This window comes from Streptomyces sp. NPDC005303 (genome assembly GCF_040607335.1).
Classification (GTDB): domain Bacteria; phylum Actinomycetota; class Actinomycetes; order Streptomycetales; family Streptomycetaceae; genus Streptomyces.
Window position 1 is genome coordinate 130,426 of record NZ_JBEXGM010000014.1, and the last position, 19,286, is coordinate 149,711.

Sequence of the window (19,286 nt, forward strand, 5' to 3'; positions counted from 1 at the left end):
GGTCAGACCCCTCTTTGGAGAAAGACATGTGTGGAGCGAAGGCCGGCGGCCCGGACGCCTCGACGATCAAGCCCGGCGAGACCACGATCCAGGGCCAGGTGACGCGTGACGGCGAGCCTGTGGTGGGCTACGTCCGCCTCCTGGACTCGACCGGCGAGTTCACTGCGGAGGTCCCGACCTCCGCGACGGGCCAGTTCCGCTTCTACGCGGCCGAGGGCACCTGGACCGTCCGCGCGCTGGTCCCCGGCGGTACCGCCGACCGTACGGTCGTCGCCCAGCAGGGCGGCCTGGCCGAGGTCGCGATCGCGGTCTGAGGCAGGTCAGCAGTGGGAGGGCCGTACCCCAGGGGTACGGCCCTCCGGCCTGTCCGGGCCTACGCTGGAACCATGTTGGCGCGACGGCGGCATGTCTACTTCGCCATGATGGGCACGTGCATCGGGCTGTTCGTCCTGGCCTGGGGCGTCGTGCGGCTCTGGTCGGTACCGGTGGCCGTGGGGATGTGCGTGGTCGCCATGGTGATCCCCCCGCTCGCCGCGATCGTCGCGAACCGGCGCGGCCCCGACGACCGCTGGTGGGACGACCCCTCCGGCGACCCCAAGTCCGACGAGTGGTGGGACGAGCTGGACGGGAAGAAGCGGCACCAGTAGGAAGGCGGGCATGTCTTCTTCCGCGAGGCTGTCCACCGTCGTCCTCGACTCCCACGACGCCCACGAACTGGCCGCCTTCTACCAGCGCCTGCTCGGGTACGTGGTGCGCGCCGAGGAGCCGCACTGGGTCCTCATCGGACCGCCGGCCGGCACCGCGGGCACGTCCCTGGCCTTCGAGACCGAACCCGCGTACGTGCCGCCCGTCTGGCCCACCCGCAAGCCCGGCGACCAGCAGATGATGCTGCACCTGGACATCGAGGTGGACGATCTGGAGGCCGAGACCGCGCGGGCGGTGGCTCAGGGAGCGCGGCCGGCCGAGTACCAGCCGCAGGACGACGTACGGGTGCTCTACGACCCGTCCGGGCACCCTTTCTGCCTCTGGGTCGAGACGCCTAGCTGATCGCGCGGCCCAGGATGTACACCGCCGGGGCCGCCGCGGCCAGGGGCAGGGCCACGCCTGCTGTGAAGTGCACGAAGCGGGACGGGTAGTCGTAGCTCGCGACCCGGTGGCCGATCAGCGCGCACACCGCGGCGCCCGCGCCGAGCAGGGCGCCCTTCGCGCCGATGCCCGTCATGCCGCCGACGGCGATGCCCGCGCCCGCCGCGGCGAGCAGGGAGACGACCACGGAGGCCGGGGTCGGCAGGGGCAGCGCGCGGGCCAGGACCGCCACGGCCACCGCGGCCGCGCCGACCGTCACCGCGTCCGGGTCCGCGGCGAGGTGGCCGGTCGCGACGATCGCCAGGGCCGCCGAGGCGACGGTCGCCATCAGGCCGTACATCCGCTCGTCGGGGTCGGCGTGCGAGCGGAGCTGCATCACCAGGCTGAGCAGGACCCAGACGCCGAGGGTGCCGAGGATCGCCGCGGGCGCGTTCTCCCGGCCGGCCGTCAGCAGGGCCGCGTCCGCGACCAGCGCGCCGAGGAACGCCAGCGCGATGCCCTGCCGGGCGGGCCACATGCCGTTCAGCCGGAACCAGCCGGCCGCGGTGACGGCCTGGAGGACGACGAGGGGCACGAGGAGGGCGTACGACCCGACGGCCGCCGCACCGGAGAGGAGCAGGCCGAGCAGCGCGGTGAGCGCGGCGGGCTGGATACCGGGCTCGATGACCGGGGACCGGCCTTCGAGCCGGGCACGCTGGGCGTCGGTGACCCGGGCATTGCCGGCGACGGTGGCGGGGCCGTAGTCGGAGGACGCGGCTCCGGGGGCGTCGGGTACGGGAGCCGCGGGCACGGAGCCGTAAGCACCGGGACCGGTGGACGGGGGTCCGTAACCGCCGGGACCGGTGGACGGGGGTCCGTAAGCACCGGGAGCGGCGCCCCCCTGCTGCCCCGCGCCGTACCCCTGCTGCTCCGCGTCGTACGCCTGCTGGGGCGGATACGCCGGCCCCGCGGCCGGTGCCCCGACCTGGGTCTCCCAGGTCTGGCCCTGCCACTGCTGGGTGTACTGCTGGGCGGCCTGCGCGTCGTCGTACCCCTGCTGGGCCGGCCAGCCCTGCTGCGGGTACTGGTCGTAGCCCTCGTACGGCTGGTTCGTCATCGTCACCCTCCTGCGAACGGCGGGAGCACCTCGACCGTGCCGCCGTCGGCCAGCCGTACCGTCTCATGTCCGCGGGTGCCCACGGGGTCACCGTCGACGAGGAACGAGCATCGCCGCAGGACGCGCACGAGTTCACCGGGGTGTCGCTCGCGCGCCGCGTCCAGCGCCTCGGCGAGCGTGGCCGCGTCGAACGGCTCCTCGGCGATCCCGGCCGCGGCCTTCGCGGCGGCCCAGTAGCGCACCGTGACCTTTGGCATCCGCTTCCTCAATCGATCGGTGGTGTACGGGGCCCAGGCTAACCGCCCGCTGTGACAGCCCAGTCCCCGATACGGTCCAGCAACTCGTCGCCGACCGCGTGCTCGGCATGGCCCATGGGCTCGATCCACAGTGCGCCGTGGCCGTCGGCGGCCTCCGCGAGCATCCGCGGGTGGTCGAGGGGGAAGTAGCCGTCGCGATCGCCGTGGACGATGAGCAGGGGGGTGGGGGCGATCCTGGGGACCGCCTCGACCGGGGAGAGGGGGACGGGGTCCCAGTCCCGGTGGTGGATCCGGGTGCGGAACCCGTAGCGGCCCACCAGACGGCCGGCGGGGCGGGTCACCAGCCAGTGGAGCCTGCGCATGGGGGCCGTGCCGCGGTAGTACCAGCGGGCCGGGGAGCTGACCGAGACCACCGCGTCCGTGTGCGCGTCCGCGCCACCGCCGCTCTCCCGCCGGTACAGCGCCGCGTGCCGCAGCACCACCGAGCCGCCCATGGAGAAGCCGACGGTCGCCACACGCGTGTGGCCGAGTTCGCGGGCCCACGCCACCGCGGCGGCCAGGTCCAGCACCTCGCGGTCGCCGACCGTCGAGCGCCCGCCGGAGGCGCCGTGGCCGCGGAAGGAGAAGGTGACCACGCCGCCGTACCGCGTGAAAGCCTCCACCACCCGGCGAACATGCGGGCGGTCCACGTCGCCGGTGAAACCGTGCGCCATCACGAACACCAGGTCACGCGCGGGTGGCCGGGAGGCGTCGTATACGAAGGAGGGCGGATCGTATACGGAATCGATCGTCACACCGTCGTCGGTGTGCAGAAACGTCCGTATAGGTGCAGGTCTGCGCGTCTCAGAGTGCGGACTTACCGTGGAAGACGCCACACGACCTGCCGGATCAATGCTCATGTGGGCTATTCTCGTCGGAACAGGACTCGGGCAATGCAGCCCCCGGGTCCTTTTGTGCTTTCGGATACCCCTGTATACGAAAGCCGTGACCTCGCGGGACCGAGGAGGAACAAGACATATGAGTTCTCTGCTGCTCCTGACCAACGCCCTCCAGCCGTCGACGGAGGTGCTTCCGGCCCTCGGCCTGCTCCTGCACAACGTGCGCGTGGCTCCGGCGGAGGGCCCCGCTCTCGTCGACACCCCCGGTGCCGACGTCATCCTCATCGACGGACGCCGTGACCTGCCCCAGGTCCGCAGCCTGTGCCAGCTGCTGCGCTCGACCGGGCCCGGCTGTCCGCTCATCCTCGTCGTGACCGAGGGCGGCCTGGCCGCCGTCACCGCCGACTGGGGCATCGACGACGTGCTCCTCGACACCGCCGGTCCGGCCGAGGTCGAGGCGCGGCTGCGCCTGGCCATGGGCCGCCAGCAGATCGTCAACGACGACTCCCCCATGGAGATCCGCAACGGCGACCTGTCGGTCGACGAGGCGACCTACTCCGCGAAGCTCAAGGGCCGGGTCCTCGACCTCACCTTCAAGGAGTTCGAGCTCCTGAAGTACCTCGCCCAGCACCCGGGCCGCGTCTTCACGCGCGCGCAGCTGCTCCAGGAGGTCTGGGGCTACGACTACTTCGGCGGCACCCGCACGGTCGACGTGCACGTACGACGGCTGCGCGCGAAGCTCGGCCCCGAGCACGAGTCGCTGATCGGGACCGTCCGGAACGTCGGTTATCGATTCGTTACGCCCGAGAAGGGCGACCGGGTCACCGACGAGGCGAAGGCCAAGGCGGACCGGGCAAAAGTGGAGGATGCGGACGACAGTGCCGCCCTCGAGGACGTAGAGGCGTAGCGGGTCCCGCGCATGGGCATGGCTCCGGCACCGATGTACTCCCGCACGGCTCACAGCGGGAGTACGGGGACCTCCTTCACGCCCTGCCCAGAGCGGGTTTATCCGCGTAGACTCCGCGCGTGGCCAAGGTAACCAGGGATGACGTGGCGCGACTGGCGGGAACGTCCACCGCCGTAGTGAGCTATGTCATCAACAACGGACCCCGGCCGGTCGCCCCGGCCACGCGCGAGCGTGTCCTCGCCGCGATCAAGGAGCTGGGGTACCGGCCCGACCGGGTCGCCCAGGCGATGGCGTCGAGGCGCACCGATCTCATAGGCCTGATCGTGCCGGACGCGCGACAGCCGTTCTTCGCGGAGATGGCGCACGCGGTCGAACAGGCCGCCTCCGAGCGCGGGAAGATGGTGCTCGTCGGGAACTCCGACTACATCGGTGAGCGCGAGGTCCACTATCTGCGCGCGTTCCTCGGGATGCGGGTCTCCGGGCTGATCCTGGTCTCGCACGCGCTGAACGACAACGCGGCCGCCGAGATCGACGCCTGGGACGCCCGGGTCGTCCTGCTGCACGAGCGGCCGGAGGCGATCGACGACGTCGCCGTCGTCCTCGACGACCTCTCCGGCGCGAAGACCGCCGTCGAGCATCTCCTGGGCCACGGCTACCCCTACGTCGCCTGTATGGGCGGCACCGCCGACACCCCTTCCGTCGGCGACCCGGTCTCCGATCACGTCGAGGGCTGGCGTCGGGCCATGGAGGAGGCGGGGCTCCCGACCGAGGGACGGCTCTTCGAGGCGCCGTACAACCGCTACGACGCGTACCAGGTGGCGCTCGGAGTGCTCTCCGGGCCCGACCGGCCGCCCGCCATCTTCTGCTCCACCGACGACCAGGCGATCGGCCTGCTGCGGGCCGCGCGCGAGCTGCGGATCGACGTGCCGGGCGAGCTGGCGGTCATCGGGTTCGACGACATCAAGGAGGCCGCGCTCGCGGATCCGCCGATGACGACCATGGCGTCGGACCGGTCGGCGATGGCCAGGGCCGCGGTGGATCTGGTGCTGGACGACGGGCTGCGGGTCGCGGGGTCCCGCCGGGAGCGGCTGAAGGTGTTTCCGTCGAAGCTGGTCGTGCGCCGGTCCTGCGGCTGCGAATGACGCCTGCGAATGACGCCTGCGAATGACGGCTGCGAATGACGGCTGCGAGTGAGTTTCTGAAGGCCGTCTGAGAACACCTGGCCGGAGGCCAGCGGCGGCTTTATATCGGGCATACGAGGTTCTGCCGGGCTTCTCAGGGAGCACTCAGGAAGCTCTCATGGTCGCGGGACAAGCTTTTTGTCATGACCGAGAGCTTCCGCCGCGACGGCGAGTACGAGCAGTACGAGAACCCCTACCAGGGCGCCCAGCAGCAGCACGCTTCGTCGCCCGTGAACCCCGAGTGGCCGCCCCCGCCGGCCCAGCCGCCCGCCACTGCCCCGCAGGCCCCGGCTCACGCGCAGCCCGCCGCCTTCGCCTCCGGGGGCGCCGGCTCGTACGGCGGTGACGGCAACGACGGCGGAACCGCTCTCCTCACCGCGGCCCCCGGGGAGCCCGGGGCACCCACTCCCGCTCCCGCTCCCAAGAGGCGCACCCGTGGCCCCCTCGCCCTCCTCGCCGCCGTCGCGATCGTCGCCGCGGCGATAGGCGGCGGCACCGCCTACGGCATCCAGGAGCTGACCGGAAACGACAGCACGGTCGCCTCCAGCAGCACCAGCACCAGCGTGGTGCCGTCCTCCGCCAAGGGCACGGTCGCCGGGGTCGCCAAGGCGGTCAGCCCGAGCATCGTCGAGATCAACGCCACCTCGAACGCCGGCGAGTCCACCGGCTCCGGCGTGATCATCACCAGTGACGGCGAGATCATCACCAACAACCACGTCATCTCCGGTGCCTCCACCATCAAGGTGAGCACCAGCGACGGCAAGACCTACACCGCCAAGGTCGTCGGCACCGACAGCAAGAAGGACCTCGCCCTGATCAAGCTGGAGAACGCCTCCGGTCTGACGGTGGCCACCCTCGGCAACTCCGACGGCGTCCAGGTCGGCGACCAGGTCGTGGCGATCGGCTCCCCCGAGGGCCTGACCGGCACCGTGACCAGCGGCATCGTCTCGGCCCTGAACCGGGACGTGACCGTCGCGACCGACGAGGGCCAGAGCCAGGGCCAGGGCGGCGGCAGCGACCAGTGGCCGTTCGAGTTCGGCGGCCGGCAGTTCAACGGCGACACCGGCTCGTCCACGACGACGTACAAGGCGATCCAGACGGACGCGTCCTTGAACCCGGGCAACTCCGGCGGCGCGCTGATCGACATGAACGGCAACATCATCGGCATCAACTCCGCGATGTACTCGGCCACTTCGGACTCGTCCACGGCAGGCAGCGCGGGTCTCGGCTTCTCCATCCCGATCAACACCGTCAAGTCCGACCTGGCCACGCTGCGGGCCGGCGGCACCGACAGCTGACACCCCCCGACCCTCGCGAGGAGTACGCCATGATCAAGCAGGTTTCGCACACGGTGGCCGGTACCGACCCGGCCGGGTTCGCCCTGGCCCTCGACGTGGCGTACGCACTGCACGCCCCGGTGCCCCGGGCGCCCGAGGTGGCGTCCCCGGCGGTGGCCCGCCGCGGGGTGAGCGCCGCCCGCAGCCGTCGTCGCAGCGCCGCACGCGGCTGAGTCCGCCGGAGCACGTCCTTCAGCGCCAGCAGGGAACCATGCGAGGCTGAAAGCGTTGACCACCCTCAGTCCCGTGTCCTTCCCACCGCACCCGAGGAATCCCCAGCCATGAGCCCCGCCGAAGGCGACCGTGACCCCCAGCGCATCCTGATCGTCGACGACGAGCCGGCGGTGCGCGAAGCACTCCAGCGCAGCCTCGCCTTCGAGGGCTACGACACCCAGGTCGCCGTGGACGGCGCCGACGCGCTCGACAAGGCGACGGCGTACCGGCCCGACCTGGTCGTCCTCGACATCCAGATGCCCCGCATGGACGGGCTCACGGCCGCCCGGCGCATCCGCGGCGCGGGCGACACGACCCCCATCCTGATGCTGACGGCCCGCGACACGGTCGGCGACCGGGTCACCGGGCTCGACGCGGGCGCCGACGACTACCTGGTCAAGCCGTTCGAGCTGGACGAGCTGTTCGCCCGGGTCCGCGCACTGCTGCGGCGCAGCTCCTACGCCGCGGCGGCCGGGGCGGGTTCCGTCGAGGACGACGAGGCGCTCACCTTCGCCGACCTGCGCATGGACCTCGCGACGCGGGAGGTCACCCGGGCGGGGCGGCCGGTGGAGCTGACCCGTACGGAGTTCACCCTGCTGGAGATGTTCATGGCGCACCCGCGCCAGGTCCTGACCCGCGAGCAGATCCTGAAGGCGGTCTGGGGCTTCGACTTCGAGCCGTCCTCCAACTCGCTGGACGTGTACGTCATGTACCTGCGCCGCAAGACCGAGGCGGGCGGTGAGCCGCGGCTCGTGCACACCGTGCGGGGCGTGGGGTACGTACTGCGCCAGGGCGGCGCGGAGTGAACAGGGTCGTACGGCGGTACCGGTCCCTTCCGCTCCGGTCACGGCTGGCACTGCTCGTGGCGGCGGCGGTGGCGTTCGCGGTGGCGGCGGTATCGGTGACGTGCTGGTTCATCGTGCAGGGGAAGCTGTACGACCAGGTCGACGGTGACCTGAAGGAGATGGCGAGCAGGCCCGGTACGGTCGAATCGCTGCTCGCGAGGTGCACACAGACCCCGGAGAAGATCACGCAGGTGTTCCCCGGCCGGAACAACTACGTCCAGGCGATCAAGGAAAAGGGCGACCCCTGTGTCGACCCGAACTCCCCGGGCACGGTCGAGGTCACCGATGCCGACAAGAACGTCATCAAGAACGCGCGAGCCGACGAGATCTACTTCCGCAACGGCACCGACGCGGACGGCGACTCCGTACGGGTGCTGACCCGGTACCTGGGCGTCGACACGAACGACTCCCAGGGTGTCGCCCTGGTTCTCGCGACCCCCCTCAAGGGGACCCGGTCCACCCTCAACGAACTCGCCCTCATCCTCCTCCTCGTCTCCGGCGTGGGAGTCCTCGGTGCCGGCGCCGCAGGTCTCTTCGTCGCCCGCGCCGGCCTGCGCCCCGTGGACAAGCTCACCGAGGCCGTCGAGCACGTGGCCCGGACCGAGGACCTCGGCATCCGCATCCCCGTGGAGGAGGACGCCGAGGACGAGGTCGCCCGGCTGTCCCGCTCCTTCAACTCGATGACGAGCTCCCTCGCCAGCTCCCGCGAGCTCCAGCAGCAGCTCATCGCCGACGCCGGGCACGAGCTGCGCACCCCGCTCACCTCCCTGCGCACCAACATCGAACTCCTCACCCGCAGCGAGGAGACCGGCCGCCCCCTCCCCGAGGCCGACCGCAAGGCACTGCTCGCCTCGGTGAAGGCACAGATGACCGAACTGGCCGCTCTGATAGGCGACTTGCAGGAGCTGTCCCGCTCGGAGGGCCAGCGCGGCGAACGCGTACAGGTCGTCTCGCTGGAGGACACCGTCGAGGCGGCCCTGCGCAGGGCCCGGCTGCGGGGTCCGGAGCTGACCGTCAACGCCTCGCTGGAGCCCTGGTACACCCGCGCGGAACCGGCCGCTCTGGAGCGCGCGGTGGTCAACATCCTCGACAACGCGGTGAAGTTCAGTCCCGAGGGCGGGATCATCGACGTCCGGCTCACCCAGGGCGTCCTGACCGTCCGGGACCACGGCCCCGGCATCCCCGCCGAGGAACTCCCGCACGTCTTCGACCGCTTCTGGCGCTCCCCCAGCGCCCGCGCGCTGCCCGGCTCCGGCCTCGGTCTGTCCATCGTGGCCCGCACCGTCCAGCAGTCCGGCGGCGAGGTCACCCTCGACCACGCCGAGGGCGGCGGCACCGTCGCGACCGTACGACTGCCGGGGGCGCCGACTCCGCCACCGGAGGCTCCCGCCGCCGTACTGTGAAGGCCAAGCTGTCGATGTCCTGTCAACCTTCACGCGTTCTCGACCCTACTCGCGGGTTCTCTGCCAGCTTCCTGAGGTGTCGAACAGGTGCCCCACGCATCTGTCCTCAGCACTCAGGAGTGAAGAACCCCCCATGCGTTTGTTTCGTACCTCGACTCTGAAGAAGAGCGCCCTCGCCGCCGCGTCCGCGGCCCTCGCCGTCACCGGCCTGCTGGCCGGTTCGGGGACCGCCCAGGCGGCCGGTCCCGGCGGGGCCCAGAACGTCCGGGGCGTGGACCCCGGGAACACCGACGTCATGCTGGACCGGCTGTGCAGCCAGGAGACCAGCCTGACCGGGGTCTACGGCGCGCTCAACGTCGACACCGGCGAGTTCAAGACGCAGGACGAGTACCTGCGGGACGTGTTCGGGCTGTGGGTGCCCGCCGGACCGTGGGAGCTGTTCCGCGGCTGGTGCGGGTACGCGCAGGCCTCGACCTGGTCCGTGAAGGGCGAGCCCGTCCGCACCTCCGAGTGGACCGGCAACCACGGCACGACCGAGGACAAGGTGACCTTCGTCAGCGGGTACAGCACCAAGACCTTCGCCAAGAAGAGCGTCGGCGCCAACATCAGCCTCTCCCTGGCCAAGAGCATCTTCTCGGGCACCCTGGGCGGCAGCGCCGGCTACGAGTGGGGCTGGGAGAAGACCTCGTCCTTCGAGCGGCGCAGCGAGAAGTCGATACCGCCCTGCAGCCAGGTGGCGACCACCTGGACGCCGTACCAGCGGGTGGTCCGCGTGAACCCGGTGTTCTACGTCGAGGACTACCAGTGGAACAAGGGCGACGGCGAGGTCACCGCGCACACCTGGCGTGGCCGGGACGCGAGCTGGAAGACGATCTACTCGTACGGCTACTACATCGACGGCGTCTCCGACAAGCTCCTGCCCGACGGCCGGCCGGACGGCCGTGAGGACAAGTGGCAGGAGAACCTCGACCCGAAGTCCTGCGCCAAGTAGGCGAATTCGCGCGGCAACCTTCCGTGCGGGGGCGGCGACTGCACTGCGGTCCCTACCCCCCCGCACGGAACGGATGACCCCATGGCCCAGCATCGCCGACGCCGAACCACCGCACTCGCCCTCGGTGTTCCGCTCGCCCTGACGGCCGCCGGAGGACTCGCCTACGGCTTGCTGCCCGGCGCCCAGCCCAAGGCCTCCGCCACCACCACCGCCGCCCCCACCTGGGCCACCGCCACCGCGGACGGCTTCGCCTCCGTCGACGCGCTCGGCCAGAACGGGACGTACGGCGGCCGGGACGGTCAGATCGTCACCGTGAGGACGCTCGCCGACCTGGAGAAGTACGCGACCGCGAGCGAGCCGTACGTCATCGTCGTCGCCGCGGCCATCACCATGGACCCGGTCGGCAAGGAGATCAAGGTCCAGTCGAACAAGACCATCGTCGGGTCCGGGACCTCCGGGCAGATCGTCGGCGGCGGCTTCTTCCTGGGGTCCGGTGTGCACAACGTCATCATCCGGAACCTGACCATCAGGGACGCCTACCAAGGTGTCTGGAACGACAAGGAACACGACTTCGACGCCATCCAGATGGACGGCGCCCACCATGTGTGGATCGACCACAACGATCTGCGGCACATGGCCGACGGACTCATCGACGTCCGCAAGGACAGCACCTATGTGACGGTCTCCTGGAACAAACTCAGCCAGGACAACAAGGCGTTCGGCATCGGCTGGACGGAGAACGTCGTCACCGACATCACCGTCCACCACAACTGGATCCGCGAGACCGAGCAGCGCAATCCCTCCACCGACAACGCGGCCCACGCCCACCTCTACAACAACTTCCTGGAGGACGTGGCCGGGACGGACATCAACTCCTCCTACGGCAACTACTCGCGCGGCGCGACGAAGATGGTCCTGGAGAACTCCTACTTCCAGGGCTTCAAGAACCCGGTCATCAAGGACAGCACCGCGAGCATCGTCCAGAAGGGCAACACCTTCGTGGGCACGAGCGGCAGGAACGAGAGCGGGGGCACCGCCTTCGATCCGAGGACGTACTACGCCTACACCCTCGACACGACGGCCGATGTGCCCGCGCTGCTGAAGTCGGGTGCGGGGCCGCGCGGTTCGATCGGTACGACGGCCACGGCCACCACCAAGGCGGCGGCCACGACGCTCACCGTCGCCAAGGACGGCAGCGGCCAGTACTCGACCGTGCAGGCCGCCGTGAACGCCGTACCGGCGGGCAACACCTCCCGCGTGGTCATCTCCGTGAAGCCGGGGACGTACCGCGAGCTGGTCAAGGTGCCGTCGAACAAGCCGCACGTGACCATCCAGGGCACGAGTTCCAGCCGTAATGACACGGTGATCGTCTACAACAACGCGTCCGGCACCCCCAAGCCCGACGGCTCGGGCACCTACGGCACCGGCGGCAGCGCCACGGTCGCCGTGGAGGCCGACGACTTCCAGGCCCGCAACCTGACGGTCTCCAACGACTTCGACGAGAAGGCGAACCAGAACATCGCCCAGCAGGCCGTCGCCCTGCGCACCGCCGCCGACAAGGTGTTCCTCGACGGGGTCATCGTCACCGGCGACCAGGACACACTGCTCGTGGACACCGCCGCCAAGGACAAGCTGGGCCGCGTCTACATGAAGAACTCCTATGTCGTCGGCAACGTCGACTTCATCTTCGGCCGGGCCACCGCGGTGATCGACAAGTCAGTCATCACGCTGAAGAAGCGCTGGGACGGCTCCTCGGCCGGTTACGTCACCGCGCCCAGCACCGCCGCCAACCGCAAGGGCATCCTCATCGCCAACTCGACGGTGAACGGGGACGTCTCGGCCGCGAGCTTCTACCTGGGCCGCCCCTGGCACGCCGGCGGTGACGCGAGCCTCGACCCGCAGGCGACGGTCCGCAACACGTCCTTGAGCGCGGCGGTCAAGTCCACGCCGTGGACCGACATGAGCGGCTTCTCCTGGAAGGACGACCGGTTCGCGGAGTACAAGAACACCGGCGCGGGCTCGGGAGCGGCCTCCTCCAACCGGCCGCAGCTGACCGACGCGCAGGCCGCCGACCAAGAGGTCGCGGACTGGCTGGGCGACTGGACGCCGAGCGCGTCCTGATCTGGTCCGCTCCTCTGTCAGACCCCCGATCTAGGCTGGTTCCGCAGATCAGGAAGTCGGACGGGGGAGCGGAACAATGGTGCGTATCGAAAGGCATCGGGTCGGCGAGGCGGCCGTCTCGGCGGTGCGGAAGGACTTCGCGAACAGGATCGGTTCGCAGGTCCACTCCATGTCCAAGGCCGGCCCGGTGACGGCGTGGGAGTGGTGGCTGATCGCCCAGGAGTTCGTCGAGTACCTCGGCGCGCTCTCGGTGGAGACCCCCGATCTGCACTCCCCCGAGGCGAAGGCGGTCCTGGAGGACGCGGCCGAGGCGGCGGCCGGCGCGGTGGCGTACGCGGCGTACTTCCCGCGCGACCACTTCGAGGTCTTCCTCACCTACCCGAACTGGGGCCTGGTCTACGACCGCGAGCCCGGCGGCACCCCGGAACCGGTCACCGCCGCCAAGTGGCTGGACGCCTTCTGCCTGGCGATCCTCGTCGAGAAGACCCAATGGCACGGCGAGGCCTTCCACTTCGCGCGCGAGGCCCCCCAGCAGGGCCGTTCCGGACACCCCGACGCCGAACTGATCAACGGCTTCATGGCGTACGTCATCGGCGACACCGACGACGGCACCTACCCGCCCTCCCGCGAGCAGAAGCTCACGGCGCTCGACGCGGCGCTCGACCGGATCCGGGCGCTGGAGGCGGAGACCGGCCGGCAGCTGGCCGGTCAGCCGTACGGCATCGGGCTGCAGGCGCTGCGCGCGCTGACCGCGGGCGACCGGGAGGGGTTCGGCGAGGCGGTCGTACGGCTGTTGAGGCCGCTGACCGGCGTGACCGGGCCCGGAGCGCGTCCGGGCAGTCTTCTCCCGCTGCTGCCGATCGCCCTGACGGCGCTGGCGTACCGGGACGAGGGCTGGCCGCCGCCCGTCGACACCGACTACCTGCCGGACGCGCTGGTCACCGGGTTCAAGGCCACCCCGCCGCGGGTGGGGCCCTACGGCAGGGACCGCCGCCCGGACGCGGTGGCCGATCTCGCCGCGGGAGTGGTGGAGTTCGGGCGGACCCTGGAGCCGCGTCCCCTGGATCCGGACAGCGAGGAACAGTTCGAGCGGTACACCCGGGACGCCGTGACACCGGTGCCGGGCAAGTCGCTCAGCACCTTCGAGCTGGCCTACGCCGTCACCTATCAGGAGTTGCTCTTCCGGACCCGTGCCGCGCACGCGCCCGACGCGAGCGACGCCCAGCTGGAGAACCTGCGGCTGGCCGCGGAGCTGGGCGCCGCGCTGTTCCGTACGACGCTGGCGGAGCCCGGCACCGATGTGCCGGTGACGATCGACGGCAGGACCGTGACGTACCCCGCCTGCCGGGACGAGGACGCCGGGCCGGGGACCTGGCACCGGGCTGTGCACCTCGCGCTGATCACGGGGCGGCGGGAGCATCTGGCGCCGCTCGTGCTGGCGGGGCCGGAGCGCGCCGGTCCGGACCGTTCCGTGTCGGCCTCCTATCGCCGGGCCCTGCACGACTACCTGCGCGGCGAGGACCCCGAGCCCGCCACCGACCTGGCTCTGCGGGACGTGCGCAAGGCCTGCGACCAGGGCTTCCCGCCGCCGCCCGCCGTGCTCTTCTCCCAGCTGGTCGAGGGCGACGAGGAGAGCTTCAACCTGGCCCTCCTGGACGCCCTCACGGCCCACCGCGACCATTACGCCATAGCCGACCGCCCCTCCGACCCCGACGCCGCCCTCAGCCTCGACATCCTGGCCCTCGCCTGCCACGCCCGCCGACGGGGCTGGGAGATCAGGGTGCGGTCGCCGTATCTGCCGGCCCGGATCCTGGGGACCGCGAAGCCGTTCTGACCGAAGCCTCCAGACCGTGCGGGGCCGGGGTACGGCCTGCGCGTCAGCGCCTGAGCAGCACCGTGTCGTCCGGCGGCTTCCGCAGGATCATCGTGTCCTCCGGGAGCGGGCCCAGCAGACGGGCGTAGGCGCCCCGGCGGGCCACCAGTTCCGTGTGGGTGCCCGCTTCCACCAGGCGTCCGCCGTCCACCACCAGGATGCGGTCCGCGTCCGGGGCCAGGCTCAGATCGTGAGTGATCATGATGGTGGTCCGGCCGGACATCAGGCGGCGCAGGGGCTGGACCACCTGGCGGGCGGCGACCGAGTCGAGGCCGGCGGTGGGTTCGTCGAGGATCAGGACGGGCGCGCCCCGGAGCATCGCGCGGGCGACGGTGATCCGCTTGAGCTGGCCGCCGGACAGCGCCGCCGTGCCGGGGGCGATCTCGGTGTCGTAGCCCTCGGGGAGGGCCGAGACGAAGTCGTGGGCCGCGGCCGCGCGGGCCGCCTGTTCGATCTCCTTCTCGCTCGCGCCAGGGCGGCCCGTCTCGATGTTCTCGCGGATCGTGCCGTTGAGGATCAGCGTCTCCTGCGGGAGCAGGGCGATCTGCTCGCGCAGGAACTCCAGGCCCAGGTGCGTGAGCGGCACGCCGTCCAGGGTGATCACGCCCGCTGAGGGGTCGTAGAAGCGGGTGAGGAGCTTGGACAGGGTGGACTTGCCGGCGCCGCTCGGGCCCGTGATGATCACCAGTTCGCCGGGGGCGGCGGAGAAGGACACATCGGTGAGGGAGTCGCGGTGGGCGCCCGGGTAGCGGAAGTGCACGCCGTGGAAGCCGACCCAGCCGTGGACCGGCCAGGTGGGGACGGGTTCGGCGGGGTCGCCGACCGACGGTTTCGCGTCCAGGATCTCGTTCAGGCGCTGGGCGCCCGCGGTGGCCGCCGTGAGGGTCAGACCCAGCCGGCCGAGGTTGCGGACCGGCGGGTACAGGTAGCCGATGAAGGCGGCGAAGGCGAGGAGTTGGCCCAGCGTCATCCGGTCGGCCGAGATCTCCCAGACGCCCAGGCCGATCACGGCAAGTACGCACAGGGTCTCGACGACCTCGACGAACTGCTCGTACATCTCGCTGAGCCGGGCCCCGCGCACGGACGCCTTCATCCAGGCGCGGGCCTCGCGGTCCAGGCGCCGCTCCTCGTCGCGGCGGCGGTTGTACGCCTGGGTCAGCACGACGTTGCCCAGCGACTCCTCCACGACGGAGGTGATCGCGCCGTCGGCGACCCGCTCGTCCTGCGAGACCTCCTTGATCCGGCCGGAGAAGCGCCGGGCGGCGAACAGGAACAGGGGCGCGAGGACAAAGGTGGCGAGCGCCAGGTCCCAGCGCAGATACAGGGCGGCCGCCGAGTAGAAGACGGCCGAGAAGGCGGCGGCGACGGTACCGACGACGCCGGACACCACCATCTGCTCGATGGCCTCGACGTCACCGGTGAGGCGTTCTACCAGGTCGCCCTGGCGGTGCTGCTGGAAGAAGTGCGGGGGCAGGTCCTGGATGTGCCGGAAGACCTTCGCGCGCAGCCGCAGCACGAATCTCTCCGCCGTCCAGGTCGCGAGCGAGTTGCCGAAGTAGCCGACGAGCGCGCCGAGTGCGGCGACGCCGAGCCAGGCGCCGGCCGGACCCCAGAAGGCGCTGAGCGAACCGGCCCTCAGGGCGGTGTCGGTGAGCTCCGCGAACAGGAGGATCGCCGCGGTCTCGGCGAGCGCGGACACCACCACGCAGACGACGATGGCCGCCAGCCACTTGCGGTCGCCGCGGGTCAGCGGCCAGAAACGGCGAAAGGCCTCGCGGACTTCCCTCATGACGACTCCCTTTCAGATACGGCGGTTCCGGGCGGCGGAGACGGCCGAGGCGGGGCCACCGACGCGAGTCGCGCTCGCTGACCGGTGGCCCCGCCTCGTGGCGTGCCGGCTCAGCCCTTGGGGGCGACCGGGCGGCGCTTCGGCTCGTGCTTCTTGCACGCCTTCTTCTTCGGAGCCGGAGCGGGCTTGGCGGCCTTCTTCACGGGGACGATCTTGTGGAAGCTCATGCCTGAATCCTCACTGTGAATGAATTTGACACAGGAATTTAAGGGCGGACATCTACGGACCGACCGCCAGTCCTGAGCCCTTCACGCGCACCCGTATGCCCTCCTTCATCACGCGCACGTCCCGCAGGCGCAGTTCGCCGCTCGGTGGCTCGGGCAGTCGGAAGCCGAGGGAGAGGCGGTCGGCGAGCACCGGGCGGGTCAGCCGGGAGAGCGCGCCCAGGAGCGCCGGGTCCAGGCCCAGGCGGTCCAGGAGTTCGGGGTGGGCGAGGGCGAGATCGAGGAGGTTCAGGCGCATGGCCCCCCGTACGAACTCCGGGCGGCCGGTCAGCCGGGACAGCGCCGCGTCGGAGCGCTGCGCCTCGCGCACGGTGGAGTCGGGCACGCCCAGCGCGCGCACCACGGACGGGACCGCCAGCAGGGCCCGGGCCCGGCGGGTCTCCCGGGCCAGGGCCGCGGCGGACCCGGGCGTCAGATGCAGGCCCTCCGAGGCTCGGGTGCCCGGCCGGTAGGTCGCCAGCTCCCCGATGTCCAGGCGCATCCCGCCGATCCGGGTGTCGACGCCCCGCTCGCCGTCACGCGCCACCCGCACGTCGGCCCGCAGCCTCAGGTCGTGCCCGGCGACCGGGAGCGTGCCGCGCACGGCGACCCGGTCACGGCCGGCTTCCCGGAACGTCACCTGGGACGCGCCGAGTTCACGGTTCATGTCGGCGAAGGAGAGCAGGACGTCACCGTCCAGCTCGGGAACGCGCGCCCCGCGCACGGAGGTCGGCCCGTCGCCGTCGAGCCGTATGTCATGGGCGGTCGCCGACACCGCGGCCAGCGTGACCCGGTCGGCGGCCACGTCCGGGACGGTCAGCTTCACCGAGTCCAGGCGTTTGCCCACGAGTTGGGGCAGAAAGGGGAAGCCGTCGATCTCCACCTCGGGCGCCGCGGTCAGCCGCAGCCGGTCCTTGAGGGTCTCGGCGGCCCGGTGCTCGGCGTAGAGGACGGCCCAGCGGTCGGCGAGGGTGAGGAAGGCGGCCAGCACCAGCAGCGAGGCGACCGTCCTCAGCGCGAAACGGCCCCGCCGAGGGCGCCGGCGACTGCGGCGGTGGCTCGGCGGGGCCGGTCGTTCAGGCTCTTCGTCGTAGTACGGGTAGGGATGCGTCGGTATGTGATGGGGGGCACGCATCGATCCATCCGATCATGCGAACGCCCCCCACCCGCAACCCGCACCGGGCACGTGCGACTCAGCTCACGATCGTGATCCGGTTCGCGACCGGCGGCGCGATCGGGCTGCTCGCCGACGAGTTGGCGGTCAGGTACTCCACGAGAGCGGCGAGGTCGTCGCCGCCGACGAGGTCGTTCGTGCCCTGCCCCAGCGTGGTGAAGCCGTCGCCGCCGCCCGCGAGGAAGCTGTTCGTCGCGACGCGGTAGGTGGCCGCCGGGTCGACGGCCGTGCCGTTCAGCCGCACGGAGTCGAGGACGATCCGCTCCGCGCCGGTCTTGGTCAGGTCCAGGGTGTAGGTGAGGTTCGCCGACGGCTGCAGCACCTTCGGCGAGGCCGCGTTGCCGCCGCTCACCTGCTCCTGGAGCACCTTGAGCAGCTGGGCCCCCGTGAAGTCCTGGAGGTTCACGGTGTTGGAGAACGGCTGCACGGTGAACCCCTCGGCGTACGTCACCACGCCGTCGCCCTCGGTCCCCTTGGCCGCGTAGGTGAGGCCCGCCCGGACCCCGCCCGGGTTCATCAGCGCGAGGTCGGTGCCGGGGTCGAGCTCCTTGCCGTACGCGAGCTGCGCGTCGGCGATCAGGTCGCCCATCGGGGACTCGGTGCCGGTGTTCGGGACGTCGGCGGAGATCCAGCCGACCGCGCGGTTGCCGATGGGCGCCGCGAGGGTGTTCCACTTGCCGATCAGCTGGGTCATGTCGGGCGCCTTGGCGACGGTCCGGGTGACCACGTGGTTCGCGGACTTCACGGCCGTACGGGCGATGTCGCCGGTGAAGCGGTCGTACGTCAGCGTCGTGTCCGTGTAGAGCCGGCCGAAGGAGGCGGCCGAGGTGACCATGCGGGGCTTGCCCGAGGGGTCGGGGATGGTGCACACGTACGCGGCGTGCGTGTGGCCGGTGACCAGGGCGTCCACGGACGGCGAGATGTTCTTGGCGATGTCGACGATCGGGCCGGAGATGCCGTCGCCGGCGCCCGGGGAGTCACAGTTGTAGTTGTACGACCCCGAGGCGGGCTGGCCGCCCTCGTGGATGAGGGCCACGATCGACTTCACGCCCTGCTTCTGGAGCACGCGGGCGTACTTGTTGATCGTCTCGACCTCGTCCTTGAACTTCAGGCCCTTGACGCCCTCGGCGGAGACGACACCGGGGGTGTCCTCCAGGGTGACGCCGATGAAGCCGACCTTGACGTCCTTCTTCTTCCACACCCAGTAGGGCTTGAGGATCGGCCTGCCGGTCTTCTCGTCCAGGACGTTCGCCGCGAGGTAGGGGAAGTCGGCGCCCTCGAACTTCTTGTCGGTGTAGCAGCCGGCGGTGGGGTGGCAGCCGCCGTTCTGGAGACGGGCCAGTTCCTTGGCGCCCTCGTCGAACTCGTGGTTGCCGACGCTCGTCACATCCAGGTCGAGCTTGTTCAGCGCCTCGATGGTGGGCTCGTCGTGGAAGAGACCCGAGATGAGCGGAGACGCGCCGACCATGTCACCACCGGCGGCGGTGACGGAGTAGGGGTTGCCCTTGCGGGCCTCCCGCAGATGGGTGGCGAGGTACTCGACGCCCCCCGCGTCGATCGTCTTCGGCGTCCCGTCCGCCTGGAGCTCGGTGACCCGGCCGGAGGATCCGGACGGCGGCTCCAGATTTCCGTGCAGGTCGTTGAAGGACAGCAGCTGGACGTCCTGGTAGCGGCTCGGCAGCGGCTTGCCGTGCTGGTTGTCGTGCGCGCCCGCGGGCAGCGCGGCGGCGAGGGCGCCGACGGTGGCGAGACCGGCGGCCGCGGCGACGAGTCGGTACGTACGTCTGTGGCGCTGTTGCTGCTGGGACATGGCTGGCATACGCCCCCCTGAGTTCGGGATGTGAGAGTGGCCCCGTCCGGCGCAGCCTAGGG

The 19,286-nt window shown here is 71.0% G+C and carries 18 protein-coding genes; 12 read left to right on the plus strand and 6 right to left on the minus strand.

Going from position 1 to position 19,286, the window contains the following annotated elements:
* Positions 1 to 26 precede the first annotated feature (26 nt).
* From ABZT93_RS21335 to ABZT93_RS21345, 3 genes are all read left to right on the plus strand, one after another.
* A complete protein-coding gene (locus ABZT93_RS21335) occupies positions 27 to 314 on the plus strand; it encodes a DUF1416 domain-containing protein (RefSeq protein WP_007382995.1) in 288 nt (95 codons plus the stop codon).
* Between the two features lie 72 nt (positions 315 to 386).
* Positions 387 to 647: a DUF3099 domain-containing protein gene (locus tag ABZT93_RS21340; RefSeq protein ID WP_356106540.1), complete on the plus strand. Its 261-nt coding sequence runs from the start codon at positions 387 to 389 to the stop codon at positions 645 to 647.
* A 10-nt stretch (positions 648 to 657) separates the two neighbouring features.
* Positions 658 to 1,047 carry a VOC family protein gene (locus ABZT93_RS21345; protein ID WP_356106541.1) on the plus strand — a complete coding sequence of 130 codons (390 nt, stop codon included), beginning with the start codon at positions 658 to 660 and terminating at the stop codon, positions 1,045 to 1,047.
* On the opposite strand, the gene ABZT93_RS21350 is transcribed toward ABZT93_RS21345, so the two are convergent.
* The 3 genes from ABZT93_RS21350 to ABZT93_RS21360 are packed head-to-tail and all read right to left on the minus strand — an operon-like array spanning position 1,040 to position 3,338.
* Positions 1,040 to 2,182, minus strand: coding sequence for a hypothetical protein (locus ABZT93_RS21350; RefSeq protein WP_356106543.1), 1,143 nt, complete (start codon positions 2,180 to 2,182; stop codon positions 1,040 to 1,042). The genes ABZT93_RS21345 and ABZT93_RS21350 overlap by 8 nt on opposite strands.
* A 2-nt stretch (positions 2,183 to 2,184) precedes the next feature.
* The gene (locus ABZT93_RS21355) at positions 2,185 to 2,439 is read right to left on the minus strand and encodes a MoaD/ThiS family protein (protein ID WP_007382997.1); all 255 of its coding nucleotides are present in this window, start codon (positions 2,437 to 2,439) and stop codon (positions 2,185 to 2,187) included.
* A gap of 38 nt (positions 2,440 to 2,477) precedes the next feature.
* Positions 2,478 to 3,338, minus strand: coding sequence for an alpha/beta fold hydrolase (locus tag ABZT93_RS21360; RefSeq protein ID WP_356106545.1), 861 nt, complete (start codon positions 3,336 to 3,338; stop codon positions 2,478 to 2,480).
* A 118-nt stretch (positions 3,339 to 3,456) separates the two neighbouring features.
* On the opposite strand from ABZT93_RS21360, the gene ABZT93_RS21365 reads away from it, so the two are divergent.
* From ABZT93_RS21365 to ABZT93_RS21405, 9 genes are all read left to right on the plus strand, one after another.
* A complete protein-coding gene (locus tag ABZT93_RS21365) occupies positions 3,457 to 4,224 on the plus strand; it encodes a response regulator transcription factor (protein WP_356106546.1) in 768 nt (255 codons plus the stop codon).
* Between the two features lie 119 nt (positions 4,225 to 4,343).
* On the plus strand, positions 4,344 to 5,366 hold the full coding sequence (locus tag ABZT93_RS21370) for a LacI family DNA-binding transcriptional regulator (RefSeq protein ID WP_351988794.1): 1,023 nt from the start codon (positions 4,344 to 4,346) through the stop codon (positions 5,364 to 5,366).
* 182 nt (positions 5,367 to 5,548) lie between these two features.
* Positions 5,549 to 6,703 (plus strand): trypsin-like peptidase domain-containing protein, encoded by a 1,155-nt coding sequence (locus tag ABZT93_RS21375; protein ID WP_356106548.1) that lies wholly within the window; start codon positions 5,549 to 5,551, stop codon positions 6,701 to 6,703.
* 29 nt (positions 6,704 to 6,732) lie between these two features.
* Positions 6,733 to 6,915: a hypothetical protein gene (locus ABZT93_RS21380; protein WP_356106549.1), complete on the plus strand. Its 183-nt coding sequence runs from the start codon at positions 6,733 to 6,735 to the stop codon at positions 6,913 to 6,915.
* Positions 6,916 to 7,023: 108 nt separating this feature from the next.
* The gene (locus tag ABZT93_RS21385) at positions 7,024 to 7,761 is read left to right on the plus strand and encodes a response regulator transcription factor (protein ID WP_356106551.1); all 738 of its coding nucleotides are present in this window, start codon (positions 7,024 to 7,026) and stop codon (positions 7,759 to 7,761) included.
* Positions 7,758 to 9,203, plus strand: coding sequence for a HAMP domain-containing sensor histidine kinase (locus ABZT93_RS21390; protein WP_356106553.1), 1,446 nt, complete (start codon positions 7,758 to 7,760; stop codon positions 9,201 to 9,203). Before ABZT93_RS21385 ends, ABZT93_RS21390 begins: the two co-directional genes overlap by 4 nt.
* Before the next feature lie 133 nt (positions 9,204 to 9,336).
* Positions 9,337 to 10,194: a hypothetical protein gene (locus tag ABZT93_RS21395; RefSeq protein WP_356106555.1), complete on the plus strand. Its 858-nt coding sequence runs from the start codon at positions 9,337 to 9,339 to the stop codon at positions 10,192 to 10,194.
* A gap of 81 nt (positions 10,195 to 10,275) precedes the next feature.
* A complete protein-coding gene (locus tag ABZT93_RS21400) occupies positions 10,276 to 12,315 on the plus strand; it encodes a pectinesterase family protein (RefSeq protein WP_356106556.1) in 2,040 nt (679 codons plus the stop codon).
* A gap of 76 nt (positions 12,316 to 12,391) precedes the next feature.
* Entirely contained in the window at positions 12,392 to 14,149 is a 1,758-nt protein-coding gene (locus ABZT93_RS21405; RefSeq protein ID WP_356106558.1) for an immunity 49 family protein, read from the plus strand.
* 43 nt (positions 14,150 to 14,192) lie between these two features.
* Here ABZT93_RS21405 and ABZT93_RS21410 read toward each other — a convergent pair whose 3' ends face one another.
* The 3 genes from ABZT93_RS21410 to ABZT93_RS21420 all read right to left on the minus strand — a co-directional run bounded on the left by ABZT93_RS21410 (position 14,193) and on the right by ABZT93_RS21420 (position 19,233).
* Positions 14,193 to 15,977, minus strand: a complete 1,785-nt coding sequence (locus ABZT93_RS21410) for an ABC transporter ATP-binding protein (protein WP_356106559.1) — start codon at positions 15,975 to 15,977, stop codon at positions 14,193 to 14,195.
* A 279-nt stretch (positions 15,978 to 16,256) separates the two neighbouring features.
* A complete protein-coding gene (locus ABZT93_RS21415; protein ID WP_356106561.1) occupies positions 16,257 to 17,375 on the minus strand; it encodes a DUF2993 domain-containing protein in 1,119 nt (372 codons plus the stop codon).
* Positions 17,376 to 17,433: 58 nt separating this feature from the next.
* On the minus strand, positions 17,434 to 19,233 hold the full coding sequence (locus ABZT93_RS21420) for a bifunctional metallophosphatase/5'-nucleotidase (RefSeq protein WP_356106563.1): 1,800 nt from the start codon (positions 19,231 to 19,233) through the stop codon (positions 17,434 to 17,436).
* Positions 19,234 to 19,286 lie beyond the last annotated feature (53 nt).